Here is a 17,132-nt window from a genome sequence, read left to right as displayed (position 1 = left end):
AAAATAAACTTTCCCATCATGCACCGGACCCCTTCTGGGCAAGAAGATCATCCAGCGCCTTTCGCACCGACAGGCGCGCGCGGTGCAACAGGACACGCATGTTGCCTTCGCTGATCTGCAGGATCTCGCAGACCTCGGCGGGGTCGAGCTCCCTCTGCCCGCGCAGGATCAGGACGGACCTCTGGGCCGGGGCCAGGGTGTCGATCACCGCGCGGACATGGGCCAGCATGCTGCGGCCCTCGACGATGCGGTCGGGGGTGACCGTCTCCCAAAGCTCCGGCATGTCCTTCCAGCGGCCCCGGCCGTCAAAGGCGGCGGCAAGGTCGCTGTCTTCGCCGCCTTCGTCGAAGGACACCGAGCGCCCGTCCCGTTTGGCCCGCGTCCGCGCCTTGTTCATGAGGATCGCATAGATCCAGCCGGCCAGGGACGAACGCCCTTCAAAACCGCCGATCCCCTTCAGGACCGCGACCCAGGTGTCCTGCACAACCTCTTCGGCGGTGGCCTTGTTGCGCACCAGCCCGGTGCAGACCCGGATCATCGACGGGGTATGCTGGCGGTACAGGGTCTCGAAGGCAGCCGGATCGCCCGTGGAAAGCCGCCCGACCAGGGCCTGTTCATCGTCCATGCCCAAAGCTGTCGCATCCCTTAATTCCCGGCCATTTTCGGAATGCCCAGTCTGAAAGTCCAATGACGATTCTGTGGGGTAGCCAGAGCCGGGTCGCATCCCCACCTTAGACGCAGCAATGCGAAACCCTGTCTGGTCGTCGATTTCAAATCCCTCTACATGCAGGTGCAACACGGAGGAGAAACCAAGTGCAAAAGATCACCTTGCCCGAGCGGCCGCAGTGGCGCGATCATGCCCGGGACGTCGGGTTTTCCTTCGCCGACATGCATGGCGAACCCTATTGGGATGAAACCTCGGCCTATGCCTTCACGCTTGACCAGATCGAGATCGACCTGGAAGACCCGGCAACGGAACTGCATGCCATGTGCCGCGAGGCGGTTGCCGAAATCATCGCCAGCGAAAGCCTGATGGAACGCCTTGCGATCCCCGAAGCCCATCGGGATCTTGTCGCCGAAAGCTGGAAACAGGGCGACCCCGAGATCTATGGCCGCTTCGATTTCGCCTATGACGGAAAAGGCCCGGCCAAGCTGCTGGAATACAACGCCGATACGCCGACTTCGCTTTACGAAAGCGCGGCGTTCCAATGGCAATGGTTGGAAGACCAGATTGCCGCCGGCGTGCTGCCCGAAGGCTCCGATCAGTTCAACGGCATTCACGAAGCCCTTGTGGCCCGGTTCGGCGAAGTCTTTGAGACCGGAAGCGACCTGCACTTTACCGCTGTGGCCGGAAACCCCGAAGATTACGGCACGGTCGAGGCCATGGGCTGGGCCGCGCGCGAGGCCGGGCTGGGCGCGCATTACTGCGACATCGACAAGATCGCGCTCAGCACAGATGGCCAGTTTCTGGACGACGAGGACCGCCGGATCGCGGTGCTGTTCAAGCTCTACCCCTGGGAAGACCTGTTGCGCGACGATTATGCCGGCCACATCACCGGATCGGGCTGCCTGTTCCTTGAACCCGCCTGGAAGGCCCTGCTGTCCAACAAGGGCCTGTTGCCGGTGCTCTGGCAGATGTTCGAAGGCCATCCCAACCTGCTTCCTGCCTTCTTTGAGGCCGATGTGGCAGACGCCCTGCAGGGCAACGGCGCGGCATCGGCCGACACCGCGGCGGCCTTCGGACGCGCCGAGTCACGGTTGACTGCCGGGCATGTGCTGAAGCCGATCCTGTCGCGGGAAGGGGCTTCGGTGTCGATCCTGAAATCCGGCGAGGTGATCGAGCAGTCCAAGAACACCGAGTACAGCGAACACCCCCGCGTCATCCAGGCCTATGCGCCGCTGCCCGAATACGACGGGTTCCGCCCGGTGGTCGGTGCCTGGGTCGTCGGCCAGGCCTGTGCGGGCATCGGCATCCGCGAGGACCGGTCCCGCATCACGCAGGATTTGTCCCGCTTCAAACCCCACTATATCGTGGCATGACACCCATGCGCACCGCCCTTCGGCAGAAAGACGAATGACATGACCAAACGCTCAAGCCGGGTTTCCATCGCGATTGTCGGCGCCGCGGCCTTCACCCTTGCCGGGTGCCGCGAAGAACAGGTCGACGCCTCCGCCTTCCCGGATCTGCAAAGCTGTCTGGACGAATCCGCCCGTGGCGGCATGTTCACACCCCAGGAATGCGAGACCTCCTTTGCCGAGGCCGAGGCCCTGCACGTCGAATCCGCGCCCCGCTACGACAGTCTGGAAGTCTGTCAGGAACAGCATGGCGTGGATGCCTGCGGCACCGAAGCCAGCGCCACACAAGGTGGGTCCGGCAGCATCTTCATGCCGCTTCTGGCGGGCTACCTGATGGGCAACATGCTGGGCGGCCGGACAGGCATGGCCGCCGCGCAGCCACTCTACAAGACCCCGGACGGGCGCTATACGGACGCCTCGCGGTCCAGCACGTTTTCCAACAACCAGGGCTCGACCAAGCTGAACACTTCGCAGTTCACGCGCCCCACCTCGACGATCGGCAAGGCCCCGATGACAGCCGCCTCGGCCGTGTCGCGCGGGGGCTTCGGTTCGGCGGGTGGATCAAGGTCGGGATTTGGCGGCTAAGGCGCGCCAGCGGTCCCGATCGTCAGGGGCCTGATCGTCACCTGAACGTCAGCGCAGGGCGTTGGCGATCTCGGCGGCGTAGCGCAGCAGGATCTCGGTCAGGCGGGCATACTCCCCGGTCGGGATCTCGCTTGTCGGTTCGGAAAAGCCCAGGGCCGCCTCGGCGGACCCCATGGCCCCCACGGGAACAGAGATCCCGACCGCCCCGGTTTCGAATTCTCCGGCGACGACCGAAACGCCGCTGTTGCGGGTGGCCTGCACCGCCTCCGCGATCCGGGTCCGATCCGTGAGGGTTTCCGAGGTGAACCGCTCCAAGGGGGCGGTCTCGATCATCTCGCGGGCCCACTCCTCGTTTCCCCAGGCCAGCAACATCCGTCCGATGGCGGTGCTGAGCACGGGTAGGCGGCTGCCCACGGTAAAGCCGAAAGTGTAGCGCGTGTTGCGCTGTGCGGATTGCGCGACGTAGACGGCAGAATTGCCATCGCGCATGGCCAGGCCGACGCTGTAGCCCAATTCCTGGGCACATAGTTCCATCAGCGGCTGAACCTGACGGCCAAAGTGGTTTCCCCGCAGGAATCCCGACCCCAGCACCAATACGCGCGGGGTCAGCGAATAGCGGTTTTCATCCTTCCTGACATAGCCAAGATGAACCAGCGTCAGAACAAGCCGCCGCACCGCCGCGCGTTCGATCCCGGTCAGCCGGGCGATATCGGCAAGGGTCAGCTGGCTGTGTTCCTCGTCGAACGCCCGCAGAACCGTCATCCCCTTCATGAAGGTCAGGGAAATGTCCTTGGTGGGAATATCCGACTGCACGTTAACTGACCTCGTCCCTTGCCGCCCATGGATCAGGCATAAAAAAACCGTCCCAACGTATTGCCCACGAAATCCACCGCCCGCAAGCTTTGTCGGACTTGACAGGAGGTCGAAATATCAACCACATGGTGTATTATCGAACGGCTGGAGCATAAAGCAAGCGCTGAACAATCAAAGCCAGCTGCGATCCCAACATGGAGACCTCGACCTTATGCTGAGAACTATCGCCGCTTCCGGCACGCTTGCCCTGGCCCTGACCGCCGGCGCACAGGCCGAAACCCTGCGTTACGCACATTTCATGTCCGCCAACAGCTGGCAGAACCAGGTCATCTTCGAAGACTGGGCTGCCGCCGTCGAAGAAGCCGCTGGCGAAGACCTTGATGTGCAGATCTTCCCGGCCCAGACCCTCGGCAAGGCGCCGGCGGGTTACGACAATGCCATGATGGGCATCGCCGACATCGCCTGGACCGTCCAGGGCTATACCGCCGGACGTTTCCCGCTGAGCCAGATCATGGAACTGCCGGGCCTGTTCGACACCGGCGCCGTTGGCTCCTGCGCCTTCCAGAAGCTGTATGACAGCGGCGCACTGGACGCGGAATACGACGAAACCCACGTGTTGTTCGTCCACACCCATGATCCGGGCCACCTGCACACCGGCGACAAGCCCGTCGAGACCCTCGAGGACATGAAGGGCCTGAAGCTGCGCCGCCCGACGCAGGTCGTCGGCACCCTGCTTGAGAACCTCGGCGCAGAGCCTGTCGGCCTGCCCGCCCCCAACACCTACGAAGCCCTGCAACGTGGCGCCATCGACGGCTACATGCTGCCCTGGGAAAGCGTCGAAAGCTTCCGCCTGGCGGAACTGTCGGATTACCACACCGAGTTCGGCTTCTACGCGCTGGCCTTCGTGACCACGATGAACAAGGCCAAGTACGAAGGCCTTTCCCCCGAAGCCAAGGCGGCCATCGATGCCAACTCCGGCATGGACTGGGCGGTCACCGCAGGCCGTGGCTATGACGAAGCCGGCGCCAAGGTGCTGGCCGAGTTGCGCGAGACCTCGACCGTGATCGAACTGTCCGACGAAGAACGCGCTGTCTGGGAAGAAGCGGCTCAGGCTGCCTCTGATTCCTATATCGCCGAGCTTGACGATATGGGCCTGCCCGGCACCGAGACCTATGCCGCCGTTCAGGGCTATGTCAGCGACTGCGTCACCGAACTGAACTGATCCCGCCTATCGGGACCTTGGACGGGCTGCCGATGGCGGCCCGTCTCTGCGCTCTGCTCCAAGGAACGGAAAAGCCGATGATAACAGCCATGATCCGGCGGATCGCACAGGTGATGGAGGGCGCAAGCCTGATCCTTGGGGCGGCATGTCTTTTCTACATGGTCTGCGTCGTCGGGCTGAACGTGCTGGCCCGCATCATCTTTGACGCGACGGGCACCGCCCTGAACCTGATGATCCCCGGCGCCATCGAACAGGTGTCCTACCTGCTGGGGGTTGTGGCGCTTGCGGGGCTGACCGCCTCGCTGTCCCGTGGCATGATCGCGGTTGATTTTCTGGTCACCCGCCTCCCCTCGAAGGGACAGGCGCTGGTCGCGCGCTTCTGGTTCCTGGTGCTGACGGCCCTGGCGCTGGTGCTGTGCTGGCTGTTTTACGAAGACATGCTGGCCACCTATGCCCGTGGCGAAGAAAGCCAGGACCTGCGCGTGCCGATGTTCCTGATCTACGGGCTTTTTGCACTGCAAAGCCTGGCGCTCGTCGTGGTTGCCCTGCGCGAGATGCTGACCAGCCAGGGTGAACACGGAGAGATTTCCTGATGGCCCCCTTGATGATCGGCTATGTCTGCATCGCCTCGATGTTCGTGATCCTGATGCTGGGCGCCCCTATCGGGCTGGCCATGATCACCGTCGGTTTCGTCGGGTTTTCGGCCATCGTCGGCATGGCGCCCGCCCTGGCCGTGCTGAAGACGGCGACCTTCGAAACCATCACCAATTACTCCTTCACGCTGATCCCGCTGTTCCTGCTGATGGGCAACCTGATCTCGCGTTCCGGGGTCGCCACGGACCTGTTCCGGGGGGCGCTGCAGATCACGCGCGGCTGGTCCGGCGGGCTGGCGGCGGCCGGAATGACGGCCAGCGCCATCTTCTCGACCGTGTCGGGGTCCTCGCTGGCCACCGCATCGACAATGACGCGCGTCGCCTATCCCGAGATGGAAAAGCACGGCTACGACCCCCGTCTGGCGACAGGATCGCTGGCGGCGGGTGGCACCCTCGGCATCCTGATCCCTCCGTCGATCGCGCTGATGCTTTATGCGCTGATCACCGAACAATCGGTGGGCACCATGTTCCTCGCCGGTATCCTGCCCGGCATCCTGGCCTTCGTGCTTTACACGATCACGATCCTGATCATGTCGCGGATCTGGAAACCCGATCCCGCCCTTGCGACGCTCGCGACGCAGGACGTGCCCGCCCCCCGCCGGTTCGAGACGCTGCGCCTGTTCGCCCCGGCCATCGTGCTGTTCGGCCTCGTCATGGGTGGGCTATACGGCAACTTCTTCACCCCGACCGAAGCCGGCGGCGTCGGGGCTGCGCTGTCGCTGATCTTCGCGCTCTGGCGCCGCGTGCCCCGGTCCGAAATCGTCGCGGCCTTCGTCGAGACAATCGTCACCTGCGGGTCGATCTTCCTGATCCTGATCGGGGCCGAGGTCTTCGGCTTCGTGCTGTCGACTTCGCAACTGTCCAGCGCGCTTGTGGATTTCCTGAACGGCAGCGGCTTCGGCAGCTGGCAGGTGCTGATCGTGATCCTGGTCTTCTACGTCATCCTGGGCTGCTTCATGGAAAGCCTGGCGATGATCCTGCTGACGGTGCCGATCTTCTTCCCGGTCATCCTCGCCAATGGCTTCGACCCGATCTGGTTCGGGGTCATCGCGGTGGTGACGGTCGAGCTGGGCATGATCACACCCCCCGTGGGCATGAACCTGTTCATGGTGAAAAGCGCGTCGCAGGGCACCTCCCTCGGCACCATCATGAAGGGGGTCGTCCCCTTCGTCATCACCGACATCATCCGACTGGGCATCCTGCTGGCATTCCCGGTCATCTCGCTTCTGTTGACCGGCAGGCTCTAGGATGGGCATCTGTCACAGGGCAGCACATCAGCGAAAAAGTACATCGGGCAGGAAGGCTTACAAGGCATGACCTCTTCACATCACGACCGGATCGCCGAGGGCCGCCTGGCCCGTGAGCAGTTGCTGAGCGCCAGCGCCGTGGCCGCCGCCGCCGACCTGCTGGAACGGATCGAGGGCAGTGACCTGGAAACCGTGCGGGTGGTCTTCGCGGATCAGCACGGGCTGTTGCGCGGCAAGACCGTGACCGCCGACAGCCTCGCGTCGATCTTCCGCGCCGGGCTGAACCTGCCGGGTACGCTTCTGTTGAAGGATACGTCGAACCGCACGGTCTTTCCGATCTGGGACGGGGCGTCCTCCGGCGTGCTGAAATCCATGGCCGGTGCCGGGGACATGCTGCTGGTGCCCGATCCCGATACGTTCCGCATCCTGCCCTGGTCGCCCCATTCCGCCTGGCTGTTCTGCGACCCCTATACCCGCGACGGACAATCCCTGCCCTTCGCGCCGCGTCCCCTGTTGCGCCGCGCCGTGGCGGCACTGGCGAAAAAGGGCCTGTCGCTGACCGTCGGGCTGGAGGTCGAATTCCACGTTTACAAGCGCCTCGAAGAGCCCCTGGCCCATCACCAGGCCGGGATGCCGGGGCAATCGCCGACGACCGCCCTGCTGGACCAGGGCTATCAATACCTGGCCGAGGCGAACTACGACCGTCTGGAACCCGTCATGGACCTGCTGCGCCGCAATGCACAGGCCCTTGGCCTGCCCGTCCGCTCGACCGAGGTCGAGATGGGCCCGAGCCAGTTCGAATTCACCTTCGATCCCGCCTCGGCACTGGAACACGCCGACAACATGGTGATGTTCCGCACCATGGTGAAAGAGGTCTGCGCCCGCGAAGGCCTGCACGCCACCTTCATGTGCCGCCCCAAGAAGGACAACAGCGCCTCCAGCGGCTGGCACCTGCATCAATCGCTGGTCGATGACACAGGGCGCAATGTCTTCATCCCCGAAACCGCCGGCGAACCGACACCCGAAGCCAGCGCCTGGATCGCCGGGCTGCTGGCCCACGCGCGGGAAAGCTGCCTGCTGACCACGCCGACGGTGAACGGGTACAAACGCTATCAGCCCTATCAACTGGCCCCCGACCGCATCGAATGGGGCTATGACAACCGGGGCGCCATGGTGCGCGCCCTGATGGCGCCGGGCGACGGGGCCAGCCGGGTCGAGAACCGCGTGGCCGAACCCGCCGCCAACCCCTATTTCTACTTCGCCTCGCAGATCCTGTCGGGCCTCTCGGGGCTGGAACAGGGGCTGACCGCCCCCGCACCGGTGGAAAACCCCTATGACAACGATGCCACCGCCCTGCCCCCCAGCCTGATCGCCGCCATCGAGGCCTTCGAGGATGGCGACCTTTATCGCCGGATGCTGGGCGAGGATTTCGTCGACTACATGTCCTTCCTCAAGCGGGCTGAATGGAAACGCTACCTCAGCATCGTGACCGAGTGGGAACAGACTGAATACTTCGGGATCTTCTGACCATGCCCCATATCGTGATCGAGTATTTCACCGAAACCCCGCTGGACAGGCAGGCCCTGCTGCAAACCGCGCTCGATACTGCGGCGGACAGCGGCGTGATGAACCGCGATGACATCAAGGTGCGCTTGTTGCCGGCCGAGGCGATCCTGCTGGGCGATGGCCGCAAGTCCTTCATGCATGTGACGATTTCGATGCTGACGGGGCGCACGGACGCGGCCAAGCTGGGACTGGCGCAGGCAATGACCGGCGCGCTGCGTGTCCTTTGTCCGCAGGTCGGGGGCATCAGCACCGACATTCGGGACATGAACCCCGAATGCTACAAGAAGTCTTTGATTGACTGACACCCTTGGAGGCAACCGGACAGGGCATCTGAGCCGGGGTGCCCTAGCCGTAGTGCCTGTAGACCAGATCCGACGGGTCAGGCCGTAACGCCCCTGGGTCCAGCGTCGCCCCGAGCCGCTCTGCCAGTCTGACGGATCTGGCGTTGTCGGGGTCGATGTAGCTGACCAGTGTGGCAAGACCTTTGACATCACGCGCCCAGGTGCGCAGCGCGATGGCGGCCTCGCGGGCAAAACCCTGTCCTTCGGCGTCCGGATAGAGGCACCAGCCCAGTTCATGCTCCGGGAACAGGGGACCCGCATTGATGCCGACCTGCCCAAGGCAGGTGCCGGTGGCAGCACTGTCGATCATCAGGGCGCCGCAGCCGAACAGGCTCCACTGCGCATGATCGGCACAGAACATGCCCCATGCAGTCGAAAGCGAAAAAGGGCCGCCCATGTAGACCGACCGCGTCGATGTCATGAGGCGGTGATACCCGTCCCAGTCCTGTGCCCACATGGGCCGCAGGATCAGGCGATCGGTTGTCAGGGTGGGAATCTCTGTCATCGGCCGGCCCCTTTTGCCCCTGCCTACGCCCTATTCGTGACAGGTCAACTGTCGCGGCATGAGCGGGACCCAACGGGTCCTGCCGTTCTCGGGGTCAGGCATCAGGCGCAGAAGGGGCGGAAATCGGCGGCCTCGGCCAGCAAGCCCGGCAGTTCGCTCAGGACTTCTTCCGCCTCGGTGCGCTTGGCATTGGGCTTGGAATTGGGCTCGGCCGACAGGCCGAAACCCGTCAGGTAAGCAGGCTCGGCCAGCCGGATGTCGGCTGGCAGGGCGCTGTCGTCGCGGGTATCCAGCCAACGCCAGTCGCCGGACCCCACCAATAGATACTCGTCGCTGTCCGGGCCGCCCGTGCGGGAGACCGTCAGGACCATCGTGTCGATCAGGCCCGCGTATCCGTCACGCAGATGCATGGGCACAGGCGCGTCGGGGGCGAGCCCGGCGATCTCCATCACCGGGGCATGCCGCAGCACCAGCCAGGCCCAGGACAACTGGTGGCGCGCCATGAGCTGGCGCACCGATTCCTTCAGCGTGAAATAGCCGTCCAGGATGTCGTGAAAGGGTTCCGCATCCTGTCCAGGCCCGGCGGGAATCATACCGTGGCGTTCCAGGGCGCGGCCTTGCGGCGCTCGATATCGCTGGCAAGGCTTGCGGCCAGCCAGTCGTCGCTGTCCGCGATCGCATCATTGGACAGCGGCCCCACGATGGCGGGCGTTTCCTGACGGTCCTGCATCGGCAGACGCTCCGGCTTGCCGGTTTCCAGCGCCTTGATCGCCTTGCGCAGCATCAGGCGGTAGCGGATGATCGCTGCATCGCCCCGGCCCAGGTGTTCACGGGTCCGGTCCTGGATGGCACCCATGCTTTCAACGGCCCATTGGTCATGCACGTTGATGTCCATGCCCATGCCCGTATAGGTCAGGGATTTCTGTTCTTCCGGGTCGAAATGGTAGTGGTTCGACTGGTTCTTCAGCGGCGCGTAATCCGGCAGGCGGTGTTCCTTCAGGCGCTGTGCGCGCATCAGGTCCTTGTTCACCGGTTTGTCGAAGCTGGTGAACATGGTGTACCAATAGCAATTCTCGTCATCGATCGGCACATGCCACTGGGTGATGATCATCTCGCGCGACATCGGGATGCAGATCGCCGACGGGAAAATCTGATTGGTCACCCGCACATGGGTCAGGTCGTTGGCCATGTGACGCAGCGCGGTGATTTTAAGGCCGAAGGCGGTCTCGTCCACCTCGATATCCGGGCGGGGATATTCGCGCAGCACCTGTGTCATCGGCATGTCGGTGTTTGCGGCCTTGTCGCGGAACTGCTTGCCATAGCTGTCCTCGGGGTCCTCGTCCTGCAGGAAGCGATGCAGGAAAGAGGCATGGCCGGGGTCGATGCCGATCTCCAGCGCCTGCAACCAGTTGCATTCCCAAAGGCCCTTGAAGGCAAAGACATGGCTGTCGGGTGCCCGGAAGCAGTCGAAATTGGGGAAGGCGGGCGGTTCGCCCGGACCCATGTAGGCAAAGCAGATGCCGTTCTTCTCGACCACCGGATAGACCGGCCCGCCTTCGATCACGCGCAGCTCTGCGCGCGCGGGGTGGTGGGACGGCGCCTCGCCGGCGCTGGCTTCGCGCGCCCTCAGGATAAGGGCACCCGCCTCGTCGCGCATCATCACCAGGCGTTCGCCAAGCAGGTTGACCGGCAGCATAAGATCCCCGGCGGTCAGCTCATCCGTCAGGGCGGCGGGCTGCCAGTAGTGCCGATGCACGGCGCCTGCGGGGGCATCCGGGCCGATCCGGGTGATCTGGTCGTTCAGTTTCTGGGTGATCATGGGATTGCTCCTTCGGGGGAACGCTTGGAAACAGGGGACAGCAGCTTAGCCGGCGATGGGGGGCGGAGGGCCTTCGCCGGCCCAGGCCAGGATCTCTCCCTCATGTTCGGCAACCGTAAAGCTGGGCAGCTTGATCGCCTTGTACATGGTGGAATCCTCCGGCTCCGCCGGTTGTTCGGTGCATTGGCCCGCGCGGTTGAAATGCCAGCCGTGGAAGGGACAGCGGATGCCGTTGTTCTCATGGCGACCATAGCACAGGTCGGCGCCCCGGTGCGGACAGTAGCGCCCGATCAGCCCCAACTCGCCTTCTTCATCGCGAAACAGCACCAGGTTCTGACCAAAGGCAGTCACCGGCGCGACAGGGCGCGGCCCCTGGAGGGCCTCGGCGGGGGCGATCCTGACCCAGTCCGTGGTCGGGGTCTCGGCTTGGGGCGATTGGCTCATCTGTCTGTCCTTTGCGGCCTGTCCGGGGGCGTTTGCTGCCGGATCGGGCATCGTATTTGGTCGATAATCGCCCAGTTGCGCTTTATTCAAACTTCTCATTGATTTTGCGCTCGGTCAATGGCTATGATCCCCTCAACCTGCCGGACCTGCCCAACGGCAAGGAATTGCTCGGGAAAACGCGCCGAAGCGATCAAAAAGGCATCAGGCGGCGGGCCGGAGCGGCAGCAGAGGAACGAGGGATCGCATGGGTGCCAAAATTGCAATTGTCGGCGCCGGGCCTTCGGGCTGCTACACCGCGCAGGCCCTGCTGAAACGTGCCCCCGATCTTGAGATCGACATCATCGATGCCCAGCCGGTGCCCTACGGTCTGGTCCGCTACGGTGTCGCAGCCGATCATCAGGGCACCAAGGGCGTCGCACGCCAATTCGCCCGGCTTTTCACCCGTCAGAATGCCCGGTTTCACGGCAACCTGCGCCTTGGCCACCACATCACCCTGCCCGATCTGCGCCGTGCTTATGACGTGGTGGTTCTGGCGACAGGGCTGGCGGGGGACCGGGCTCTGGGCATTCCGGGCGACGGCCTGCCCGGCGTCATCGGCTCCGGCGCGCTGACCCGCGCCCTGTATGAACACCCCGACGCCGCCGCGCTACCCTCGCTTGGCGCCCATCCCGTCATCATCGGCACGGGCAATGTGGCCATCGACGTGCTGCGCCTGCTCGCGAAGACACCGGACGAATTGCACGGCAGCGACCTTGGCCCCGCCCCCACGGACTGGCTTGCGGCGCAGGAGATCCGGCAGATCACCGTCGTGGGCCGGTCCCGCGCCTCGGCTGCGCGGTTTTCGCCCGTGATGATCAAGGAATTGGCCGAGCTGTCGCGCGTGGACCTGCGCCTGCGGTTTCCTGATGATGCAGAGGCGCTGAACACGGCCGTTGCGGCCACCTCCGGCCCGCTGCCGGTCGACTTCCGCTTTGAAAGCCGCCCGGTTGCCCTGGAACAGGTCGACGGGGCCTTGCGCCTGACGGTCGAAACCCCGGCAGGTCCCGAACAGATCAGCGCCAGTTCGGTGATTTCGGCCATCGGCTTTGTCTGCGACGGGGCGCTTGATCGCGCCGCTCTCTTGCAAGAGGCGGATGCAGCGCCCCCCGGAAACCTTTACACTGCGGGCTGGTTCCGCACCGGGTCGGTCGGGGCTATCCCCCAATGCCGGGACGAAGCACAGGCCCTGGCCGTGGAAATCCTTGATCGCATCACCCCCGATGTCACCAAACCGGGGCGCGCGATCTTCGCCGCCCACAAAAGCATCGTCGACTTTGACCACTGGCAACGCCTCGACGCGCTGGAGCTTTCCTCCGCGCCGGGCAACCGTTGCCGCCAGAAAATCACCTGCCGGGAAGAGCTGCTTAATCCCGCAACCCATGAGGACGCCTGACCCCATGAAGATCGCCATCTTTTTCGGAACCGAAACCGGCAACGCCGAGATGCTGGCCGAGGATATCGCCACCGGGCTTGAAGCCGAGCATGAGACCTCTCTTGCCGATCTCGCCGACAGCAGCCCCGAGGACCTGAAGGTCGCCGAGCTGAACGTCATCGTCTGTTCCTCGTACGGAGAGGGCGAGCTTCCGGCCTCGGCCAAGCCCTTTGCCGCGCAACTCGCCGACAGCCAGCCCGACCTCTCGGACGTGCGCTTTGCCATCTTCGGCCTCGGCGACAGCGAATATGCCGAGACCTATGGCTTCGGTTCGATGAAGCTGGCCGAACTGCTGGTCGCCCGGGGCGCCCGTGCGCTGGATGAACGCCCCGTCCATGACGCCGCCAGCGCGGACCTGCCCGAAGACGTGGCCCTGCCCTGGGTCACCGCGATCATCGACGGCCTCGCCACCTGATCGCGACAGCCCGGCCGCCCGAGACAATCCATAGGATCGAAGGACCCACCATGACCCAGACCAGCGCACCCGCCCCCGGTCCAGCCGATCCGATCCCGTCCGACCGGCAGATCAGGGCCCGCCCCCTGACGCCCGGGTCCTTTGCCCCCTTCGGTCATGTCGCCCGCCCCGGCCTAGGCGCGGTCAGGATGATCCGCGACGGTCATGTCCGCCTCAGCAAAAGCGACACCGGCTTTGCCCATCTCCCCGAGGCGGCAGAGGCGAAACTGGACTTCTACGAGGTTGCGCAGGAAAAGGGTCCCCTGATCGCGGGAACCGTCGAACGGCACCTGCATTCCGCGCAGATGTTCAGCCCGATGACCGCCGCCCGCTGGCTGGTTGCCGTCTGGCCCGATGGCCCCGAAGGCGCGCCGCTGGCCTTTGTCGCCGGGCCGCAGGACGTGGTGACCTATGCGCCCGGCGTCTGGCATCACGGGATCGTGGCGCTCGACCGGGCCGCCTGCTTTGCCTCGCTGATGTGGAAGACCGGCGATGCCGCCCGCGACACCGAATTCCGCCCGCTGGCCGCCCCCTGGGCCATCCTCTGGCCCGACGCCATGGATTGCACGGACACCCGCGCATGACCCGCCTTGCCGTGGATCTCGGCGCCACTTTCGCCGATCTCGTAGCCTGGGATGATACCGCGCTGCGGATCCTCAAGCGCCCCGTGACCGGGGAACTGGTCGGGGACCTGATGGATGGACTGGCAGCCATGGAGCTTGATCCGGCCCGCCTTGCCGAGCTGCGCCTTGTCACCACCGCACCGCTCAACGCGCTGCTGGCGCGCAGGCCCGAGCCCGTGGCGCTGCTGACGACACGCGGTTTCGGCGATACCCTGCGGCTGGGTCGACAGAACCGCGCCGCGCTTTACGATCCCGTCGCGCGATCCCCCGCGCCGACCTTCCTGGTCGATCCGCAGGACGTGCATGAAATCGGCGGGCGCCTCGATGCGGCAGGGCAGGAACTGATCCCGCTTGATCCGGATGATATCGCGACCGCGCTGTCCAGCCTGCGCGCGCGCGGCATCCGGTCCGTCGCGATCTGCCTGCTGTTCGCCCATGTGAACCCCGCGCAGGAAGTGCAGCTTGCCAAAGCGCTGACCGAAGCCCTGCCCGACCTCAGCGTCAGCCTTTCGCATCAGGTCGACCCCGGCCCCCGCGAATATGAGCGCAGTGTTTCGACCCTGACCGACGCCTGGCTGGCCGCCCATATGGATGCTGCCCTGCGGGATCTGCGCGCCGCCCTTCAGGCACGCGGCTTTGCCGGCGAACTGCTGTTCGGGGACGGGCGCGGCGTGCTGGTGCCGGATCAAGCGGCGGCCCGGCACCGCGCCGTGCTGCTGGCCGGTGCGCCCGCTGCCGCCGCCCGTGCAGGCGCGGCGCTGTCGGACCAGGCCCCGCTGATCGCGGCGGATATCGGATCGCTCAGCGCCGATCTGTCCACTGCCCGTGCCGGAGATCCCCGTCTGTCCGAGACAGGCCTGCTGGCTGGTGTGCCCCTGCGCGAGGCTTGCACCGATATCGAAAGCATTGCCCTTGGCGGCGCCCGGCGGGTTGCGGAAACGCCCGAGGGCCTGACCTTTGTCACCACGGCCCCGCAGGCCCCCCGCCTCGACGACGCGCTTGCCGCCCTTGGCCGGTTGCCCGCGACGACCCCCTGGACCGCACCTTTCCCCCCCGAGGCCGTGGTGGCCGCCGCCGCCGACCGGATGGCCCATGCCCTGACCCGCTACGCCACGCGGCGCAACATGGATCCCGGGCGCGCGGCCCTTGCCGTCATGGGCGGCACCGGGGCGTTGCTGGCGGCGGATATCGCGGCGTCCATGGGTCTGGACCGCGTGCTTCTGCCGCGGGCGCCCGGCGCCTCCGGCGCAATCGGGCTGATGCAGGCTGCCCGCCGCAAGGAAGTCCTGACCCGCGTCGACCAACCGCTGAACGACCTGCCGGCAGAGGCCCTCGACCCGCTTCTGGACGGACTGGAGGCTGATCTGGGCAGCGGCGAAGACCTGACCTATGACCTCATGCTGGCCGCCCGGCGGCAGATGCACCCGATGCCCCTGCGGCTGACCATCCGCCCCACCTCCGGGCAGAGCATCGCAGAGGCTTTCGCGGCGGCCTTCCGCGCCGAATACGGCATTGCGCCGCCGGGACCGGGGTATCTGTTCTCGATCTCCGTCCGGCGCGATACCTTCGGGCCGGTGCCACCGATGGCGCCCCTGTCGCCGACGGCGACCACCGGGTTGATCGCCACCGAAGCGGGCGCGATCTGGTGCCCCGAGGGCTGGCACCTGACCGGCAGCGAGACCGCCTGTATCCTGGAACGGAGCCTGCCATGAACGATGACCTCTCCATCCTGCAACTGCGCCTAGATGGTCTGGCCGAGGGCATGCAGCAGACCCTGTTGCGCGTCGCGGTGTCGCCCGTGGTGCGCGAAGGCGCGGATGCCTCCTGCGCGCTGTTCACGCCAAAGGGCGAACTGCTGGCCCTGGCCGAGGCGATCCCGCTGCTGCTTGGCGCGCTGCCCGGGGCCGTGGGCGCGATCCTGCGGGAATACCCCGCAGAGCAGATGCAGCCCGGCGATGTCTTTGTCACCAACGACCCGTTTTCCGGCGGTACTCACCTGCCCGATATCGCGGTGGTCCAGCCGGTCTTTGCAGGCGACATGCTGATCGCGCTGACCGCCAGCCTGCTGCACCATCAGGACATCGGCGGCACCCGCGCGGGATCCGTGCCGCCCGATGCGACCGAGATCTATCACGAGGGCCTGCGCCTGCCGCCGATGCGGGCCGGGCAGACGGATGGCTTCGGCCGGGATTTTGCCAACCTGATCCGCTTTGCCTCGCGCGCGCCGGATGTGGTGCTGGGCGATCTGGAAACCCAACTGGCCGCCGGGCGCAGTGCCGCCCATGGCCTGCGGCGGATTGCGCAGGATCTTGGCACCGCGCCGTTCCTTCAGGCGCTCGACGCCCTGCTGGACCGGGCCGAGGCGGAAACTGCCGCCCGCCTGGAGGCCCTGCCCACGGGTCCCTTTCACGGCATGGATGCGCTGGACCCGGTCGCACATCTCGGCCCCTGCGAAGCCCATGTTGCCATCGCGATCCGCGACGGCCACATGGTTGCGGATTTCCACGGCTCCTCACCGCAGGTGCAGGCGCCGGTCAATTGCGTGCGTTCGGGGCCCCTGTCGGCGGTGTTCTACGGATTGCTGACGCTCATGGGCGATAGCGCGCTGCGCAACGGCGGCATCCTGCGGCGGATCACGCTGGATCTGCCGGAGGAGAGCATCGTCAACGCCGCCCTGCCCGCCGCCGTCAATGCGCGGATGAACATGGTGCGCTGCATTACCTCGGCCGTCCTGCAGGCTCTGGCCGAAGCCGATCCCGACCGCATGCCGGCCGCCAATTCCGGCATGTCCTATGTCATCGCCTTTTCAGGCAAGGACGCCCAGGGGATACCCTTCCTGTCGACCGAGATCGTCGCGGGCGGCGCCGGAGGCGCGCCCCATGCAGATGGCGCGCCGGGGATTTCGACGGATGTGGGCAACGCCATGAACATCTCGGCTGAATCGCTGGAATCGCTGGTCCCCATGCGCCTGCTGTCCGCCGGATGCCGGGCCGGATCCGGCGGTCCGGGACGTTTTCGCGGCGGCGACGGGGTGATCCGGACCTACGAGGCGCTGACCGACGGGATTGCCGCCTCGATCCGGGGCGAACGGTTTGCCCGCGTCGCCAAAGGCGCCCATGGCGGCGGGTCGCCCAGGGGATCGGCCGCAACCGTGATCCGCGCCGATGGTGCCAGAATGGAACTGACCGCGCGCTCGGCCATCACGCTGAACAAGGGCGATGTGCTGATCATCGAAAGTTCGGGCGGGGCCGGCTATGGCACGCCGCCAGAGGCCCGCGCGCCGGAACAGGCCCGGCCAGCAGGCCCCCGGTAA

At 65.6% G+C, this 17,132-nt stretch carries 18 protein-coding genes; 12 read left to right on the top strand and 6 right to left on the bottom strand.

Going from position 1 to position 17,132, the window contains the following annotated elements; all coding sequences use genetic code 11:
• Nucleotides 1-16: 16 nt before the first annotated feature.
• Entirely contained in the window at nt 17-625 is a 609-nt protein-coding gene (locus PSAL_RS18665; RefSeq protein WP_196222900.1) for an RNA polymerase sigma factor, read from the bottom strand.
• Nucleotides 626-813: 188 nt separating this feature from the next.
• Here PSAL_RS18665 and PSAL_RS18660 point away from each other — a divergent pair, with 188 nt between their 5' ends.
• Both PSAL_RS18660 and PSAL_RS18655 read left to right on the top strand, forming a co-directional pair.
• Nucleotides 814-2,040, top strand: a complete 1,227-nt coding sequence (locus tag PSAL_RS18660) for a glutathionylspermidine synthase family protein (RefSeq protein ID WP_119840865.1) — start codon at nt 814-816, stop codon at nt 2,038-2,040.
• Between the two features lie 39 nt (nt 2,041-2,079).
• On the top strand, nt 2,080-2,661 hold the full coding sequence (locus PSAL_RS18655) for a DUF1190 domain-containing protein (protein ID WP_119840866.1): 582 nt from the start codon (nt 2,080-2,082) through the stop codon (nt 2,659-2,661).
• A gap of 48 nt (nt 2,662-2,709) precedes the next feature.
• On the opposite strand, the gene PSAL_RS18650 is transcribed toward PSAL_RS18655, so the two are convergent.
• Nucleotides 2,710-3,474: an IclR family transcriptional regulator domain-containing protein gene (locus PSAL_RS18650; RefSeq protein ID WP_147407678.1), complete on the bottom strand. Its 765-nt coding sequence runs from the start codon at nt 3,472-3,474 to the stop codon at nt 2,710-2,712.
• A gap of 211 nt (nt 3,475-3,685) precedes the next feature.
• Between PSAL_RS18650 and PSAL_RS18645 the strand changes: the two genes are divergently transcribed.
• The 5 genes from PSAL_RS18645 to PSAL_RS18625 all read left to right on the top strand — a co-directional run bounded on the left by PSAL_RS18645 (nt 3,686) and on the right by PSAL_RS18625 (nt 8,464).
• Nucleotides 3,686-4,696 (top strand): TRAP transporter substrate-binding protein, encoded by a 1,011-nt coding sequence (locus tag PSAL_RS18645; RefSeq protein WP_196222901.1) that lies wholly within the window; start codon nt 3,686-3,688, stop codon nt 4,694-4,696.
• A gap of 77 nt (nt 4,697-4,773) precedes the next feature.
• Nucleotides 4,774-5,289 (top strand): TRAP transporter small permease, encoded by a 516-nt coding sequence (locus tag PSAL_RS18640; RefSeq protein WP_196222902.1) that lies wholly within the window; start codon nt 4,774-4,776, stop codon nt 5,287-5,289.
• Nucleotides 5,289-6,596, top strand: a complete 1,308-nt coding sequence (locus PSAL_RS18635; RefSeq protein ID WP_119840870.1) for a TRAP transporter large permease — start codon at nt 5,289-5,291, stop codon at nt 6,594-6,596. Before PSAL_RS18640 ends, PSAL_RS18635 begins: the two co-directional genes overlap by 1 nt.
• A 66-nt stretch (nt 6,597-6,662) precedes the next feature.
• Complete coding sequence (locus PSAL_RS18630; protein ID WP_119840871.1) at nt 6,663-8,123, top strand: glutamine synthetase family protein; 1,461 nt, start codon at nt 6,663-6,665, stop codon at nt 8,121-8,123.
• 2 nt (nt 8,124-8,125) lie between these two features.
• Nucleotides 8,126-8,464: a 5-carboxymethyl-2-hydroxymuconate Delta-isomerase gene (locus tag PSAL_RS18625; protein WP_119840872.1), complete on the top strand. Its 339-nt coding sequence runs from the start codon at nt 8,126-8,128 to the stop codon at nt 8,462-8,464.
• A 43-nt stretch (nt 8,465-8,507) separates the two neighbouring features.
• On the opposite strand, the gene PSAL_RS18620 is transcribed toward PSAL_RS18625, so the two are convergent.
• The 4 genes from PSAL_RS18620 to PSAL_RS18605 all read right to left on the bottom strand — a co-directional run bounded on the left by PSAL_RS18620 (nt 8,508) and on the right by PSAL_RS18605 (nt 11,271).
• The gene (locus tag PSAL_RS18620; protein ID WP_119840873.1) at nt 8,508-9,008 is read right to left on the bottom strand and encodes a GNAT family N-acetyltransferase; all 501 of its coding nucleotides are present in this window, start codon (nt 9,006-9,008) and stop codon (nt 8,508-8,510) included.
• Nucleotides 9,009-9,109: 101 nt separating this feature from the next.
• Nucleotides 9,110-9,601: a hypothetical protein gene (locus PSAL_RS18615; RefSeq protein WP_119840874.1), complete on the bottom strand. Its 492-nt coding sequence runs from the start codon at nt 9,599-9,601 to the stop codon at nt 9,110-9,112.
• A complete protein-coding gene (locus PSAL_RS18610) occupies nt 9,598-10,827 on the bottom strand; it encodes an aromatic ring-hydroxylating dioxygenase subunit alpha (protein ID WP_119840875.1) in 1,230 nt (409 codons plus the stop codon). Before PSAL_RS18610 ends, PSAL_RS18615 begins: the two co-directional genes overlap by 4 nt.
• A gap of 45 nt (nt 10,828-10,872) precedes the next feature.
• Entirely contained in the window at nt 10,873-11,271 is a 399-nt protein-coding gene (locus PSAL_RS18605; RefSeq protein WP_119840876.1) for a Rieske 2Fe-2S domain-containing protein, read from the bottom strand.
• Nucleotides 11,272-11,515: 244 nt separating this feature from the next.
• On the opposite strand from PSAL_RS18605, the gene PSAL_RS18600 reads away from it, so the two are divergent.
• Genes PSAL_RS18600 through PSAL_RS18580 form a run of 5 tightly spaced genes read left to right on the top strand, consistent with a single transcriptional unit; the run spans nt 11,516 to nt 17,132 of the window.
• Nucleotides 11,516-12,703 carry an FAD-dependent oxidoreductase gene (locus tag PSAL_RS18600; RefSeq protein ID WP_119840877.1) on the top strand — a complete coding sequence of 396 codons (1,188 nt, stop codon included), beginning with the start codon at nt 11,516-11,518 and terminating at the stop codon, nt 12,701-12,703.
• A gap of 4 nt (nt 12,704-12,707) precedes the next feature.
• On the top strand, nt 12,708-13,157 hold the full coding sequence (locus PSAL_RS18595) for a flavodoxin domain-containing protein (RefSeq protein WP_119840878.1): 450 nt from the start codon (nt 12,708-12,710) through the stop codon (nt 13,155-13,157).
• A 50-nt stretch (nt 13,158-13,207) separates the two neighbouring features.
• Entirely contained in the window at nt 13,208-13,780 is a 573-nt protein-coding gene (locus PSAL_RS18590; protein WP_119840879.1) for an ureidoglycolate lyase, read from the top strand.
• Nucleotides 13,777-15,531: a hydantoinase/oxoprolinase N-terminal domain-containing protein gene (locus PSAL_RS18585; RefSeq protein WP_119840880.1), complete on the top strand. Its 1,755-nt coding sequence runs from the start codon at nt 13,777-13,779 to the stop codon at nt 15,529-15,531. Before PSAL_RS18590 ends, PSAL_RS18585 begins: the two co-directional genes overlap by 4 nt.
• The gene (locus tag PSAL_RS18580; RefSeq protein ID WP_119840881.1) at nt 15,528-17,132 is read left to right on the top strand and encodes a hydantoinase B/oxoprolinase family protein; all 1,605 of its coding nucleotides are present in this window, start codon (nt 15,528-15,530) and stop codon (nt 17,130-17,132) included. Before PSAL_RS18585 ends, PSAL_RS18580 begins: the two co-directional genes overlap by 4 nt.

Source organism: Pseudooceanicola algae (assembly GCF_003590145.2).
In the GTDB taxonomy this organism is placed as follows: domain Bacteria; phylum Pseudomonadota; class Alphaproteobacteria; order Rhodobacterales; family Rhodobacteraceae; genus Pseudooceanicola; species Pseudooceanicola algae.
Note: the sequence above shows the minus strand (reverse complement) of the source record. Positions and strands in the feature narration are given on the sequence as shown.

Bases quoted from the DNA above. Each gene is read 5' to 3' on its own strand.
- PSAL_RS18640 (WP_196222902.1), top strand. From the start codon at position 4,774: ATGATAACAGCCATGATCCGGCGGATCGCACAGGTGATGGAGGGCGCA.
- PSAL_RS18625 (WP_119840872.1), top strand. From the start codon at position 8,126: ATGCCCCATATCGTGATCGAGTATTTCACCGAAACCCCGCTGGACAGG.
- PSAL_RS18645 (WP_196222901.1), top strand. From the start codon at position 3,686: ATGCTGAGAACTATCGCCGCTTCCGGCACGCTTGCCCTGGCCCTGACC.
- PSAL_RS18635 (WP_119840870.1), top strand. From the start codon at position 5,289: ATGGCCCCCTTGATGATCGGCTATGTCTGCATCGCCTCGATGTTCGTG.
- PSAL_RS18615 (WP_119840874.1), bottom strand. From the start codon at position 9,601: ATGATTCCCGCCGGGCCTGGACAGGATGCGGAACCCTTTCACGACATC.
- PSAL_RS18630 (WP_119840871.1), top strand. From the start codon at position 6,663: ATGACCTCTTCACATCACGACCGGATCGCCGAGGGCCGCCTGGCCCGT.
- PSAL_RS18595 (WP_119840878.1), top strand. From the start codon at position 12,708: ATGAAGATCGCCATCTTTTTCGGAACCGAAACCGGCAACGCCGAGATG.
- PSAL_RS18665 (WP_196222900.1), bottom strand. From the start codon at position 625: ATGGACGATGAACAGGCCCTGGTCGGGCGGCTTTCCACGGGCGATCCG.
- PSAL_RS18600 (WP_119840877.1), top strand. From the start codon at position 11,516: ATGGGTGCCAAAATTGCAATTGTCGGCGCCGGGCCTTCGGGCTGCTAC.
- PSAL_RS18655 (WP_119840866.1), top strand. From the start codon at position 2,080: ATGACCAAACGCTCAAGCCGGGTTTCCATCGCGATTGTCGGCGCCGCG.
- PSAL_RS18585 (WP_119840880.1), top strand. From the start codon at position 13,777: ATGACCCGCCTTGCCGTGGATCTCGGCGCCACTTTCGCCGATCTCGTA.
- PSAL_RS18605 (WP_119840876.1), bottom strand. From the start codon at position 11,271: ATGAGCCAATCGCCCCAAGCCGAGACCCCGACCACGGACTGGGTCAGG.
- PSAL_RS18610 (WP_119840875.1), bottom strand. From the start codon at position 10,827: ATGATCACCCAGAAACTGAACGACCAGATCACCCGGATCGGCCCGGAT.
- PSAL_RS18620 (WP_119840873.1), bottom strand. From the start codon at position 9,008: ATGACAGAGATTCCCACCCTGACAACCGATCGCCTGATCCTGCGGCCC.
- PSAL_RS18580 (WP_119840881.1), top strand. From the start codon at position 15,528: ATGAACGATGACCTCTCCATCCTGCAACTGCGCCTAGATGGTCTGGCC.
- PSAL_RS18590 (WP_119840879.1), top strand. From the start codon at position 13,208: ATGACCCAGACCAGCGCACCCGCCCCCGGTCCAGCCGATCCGATCCCG.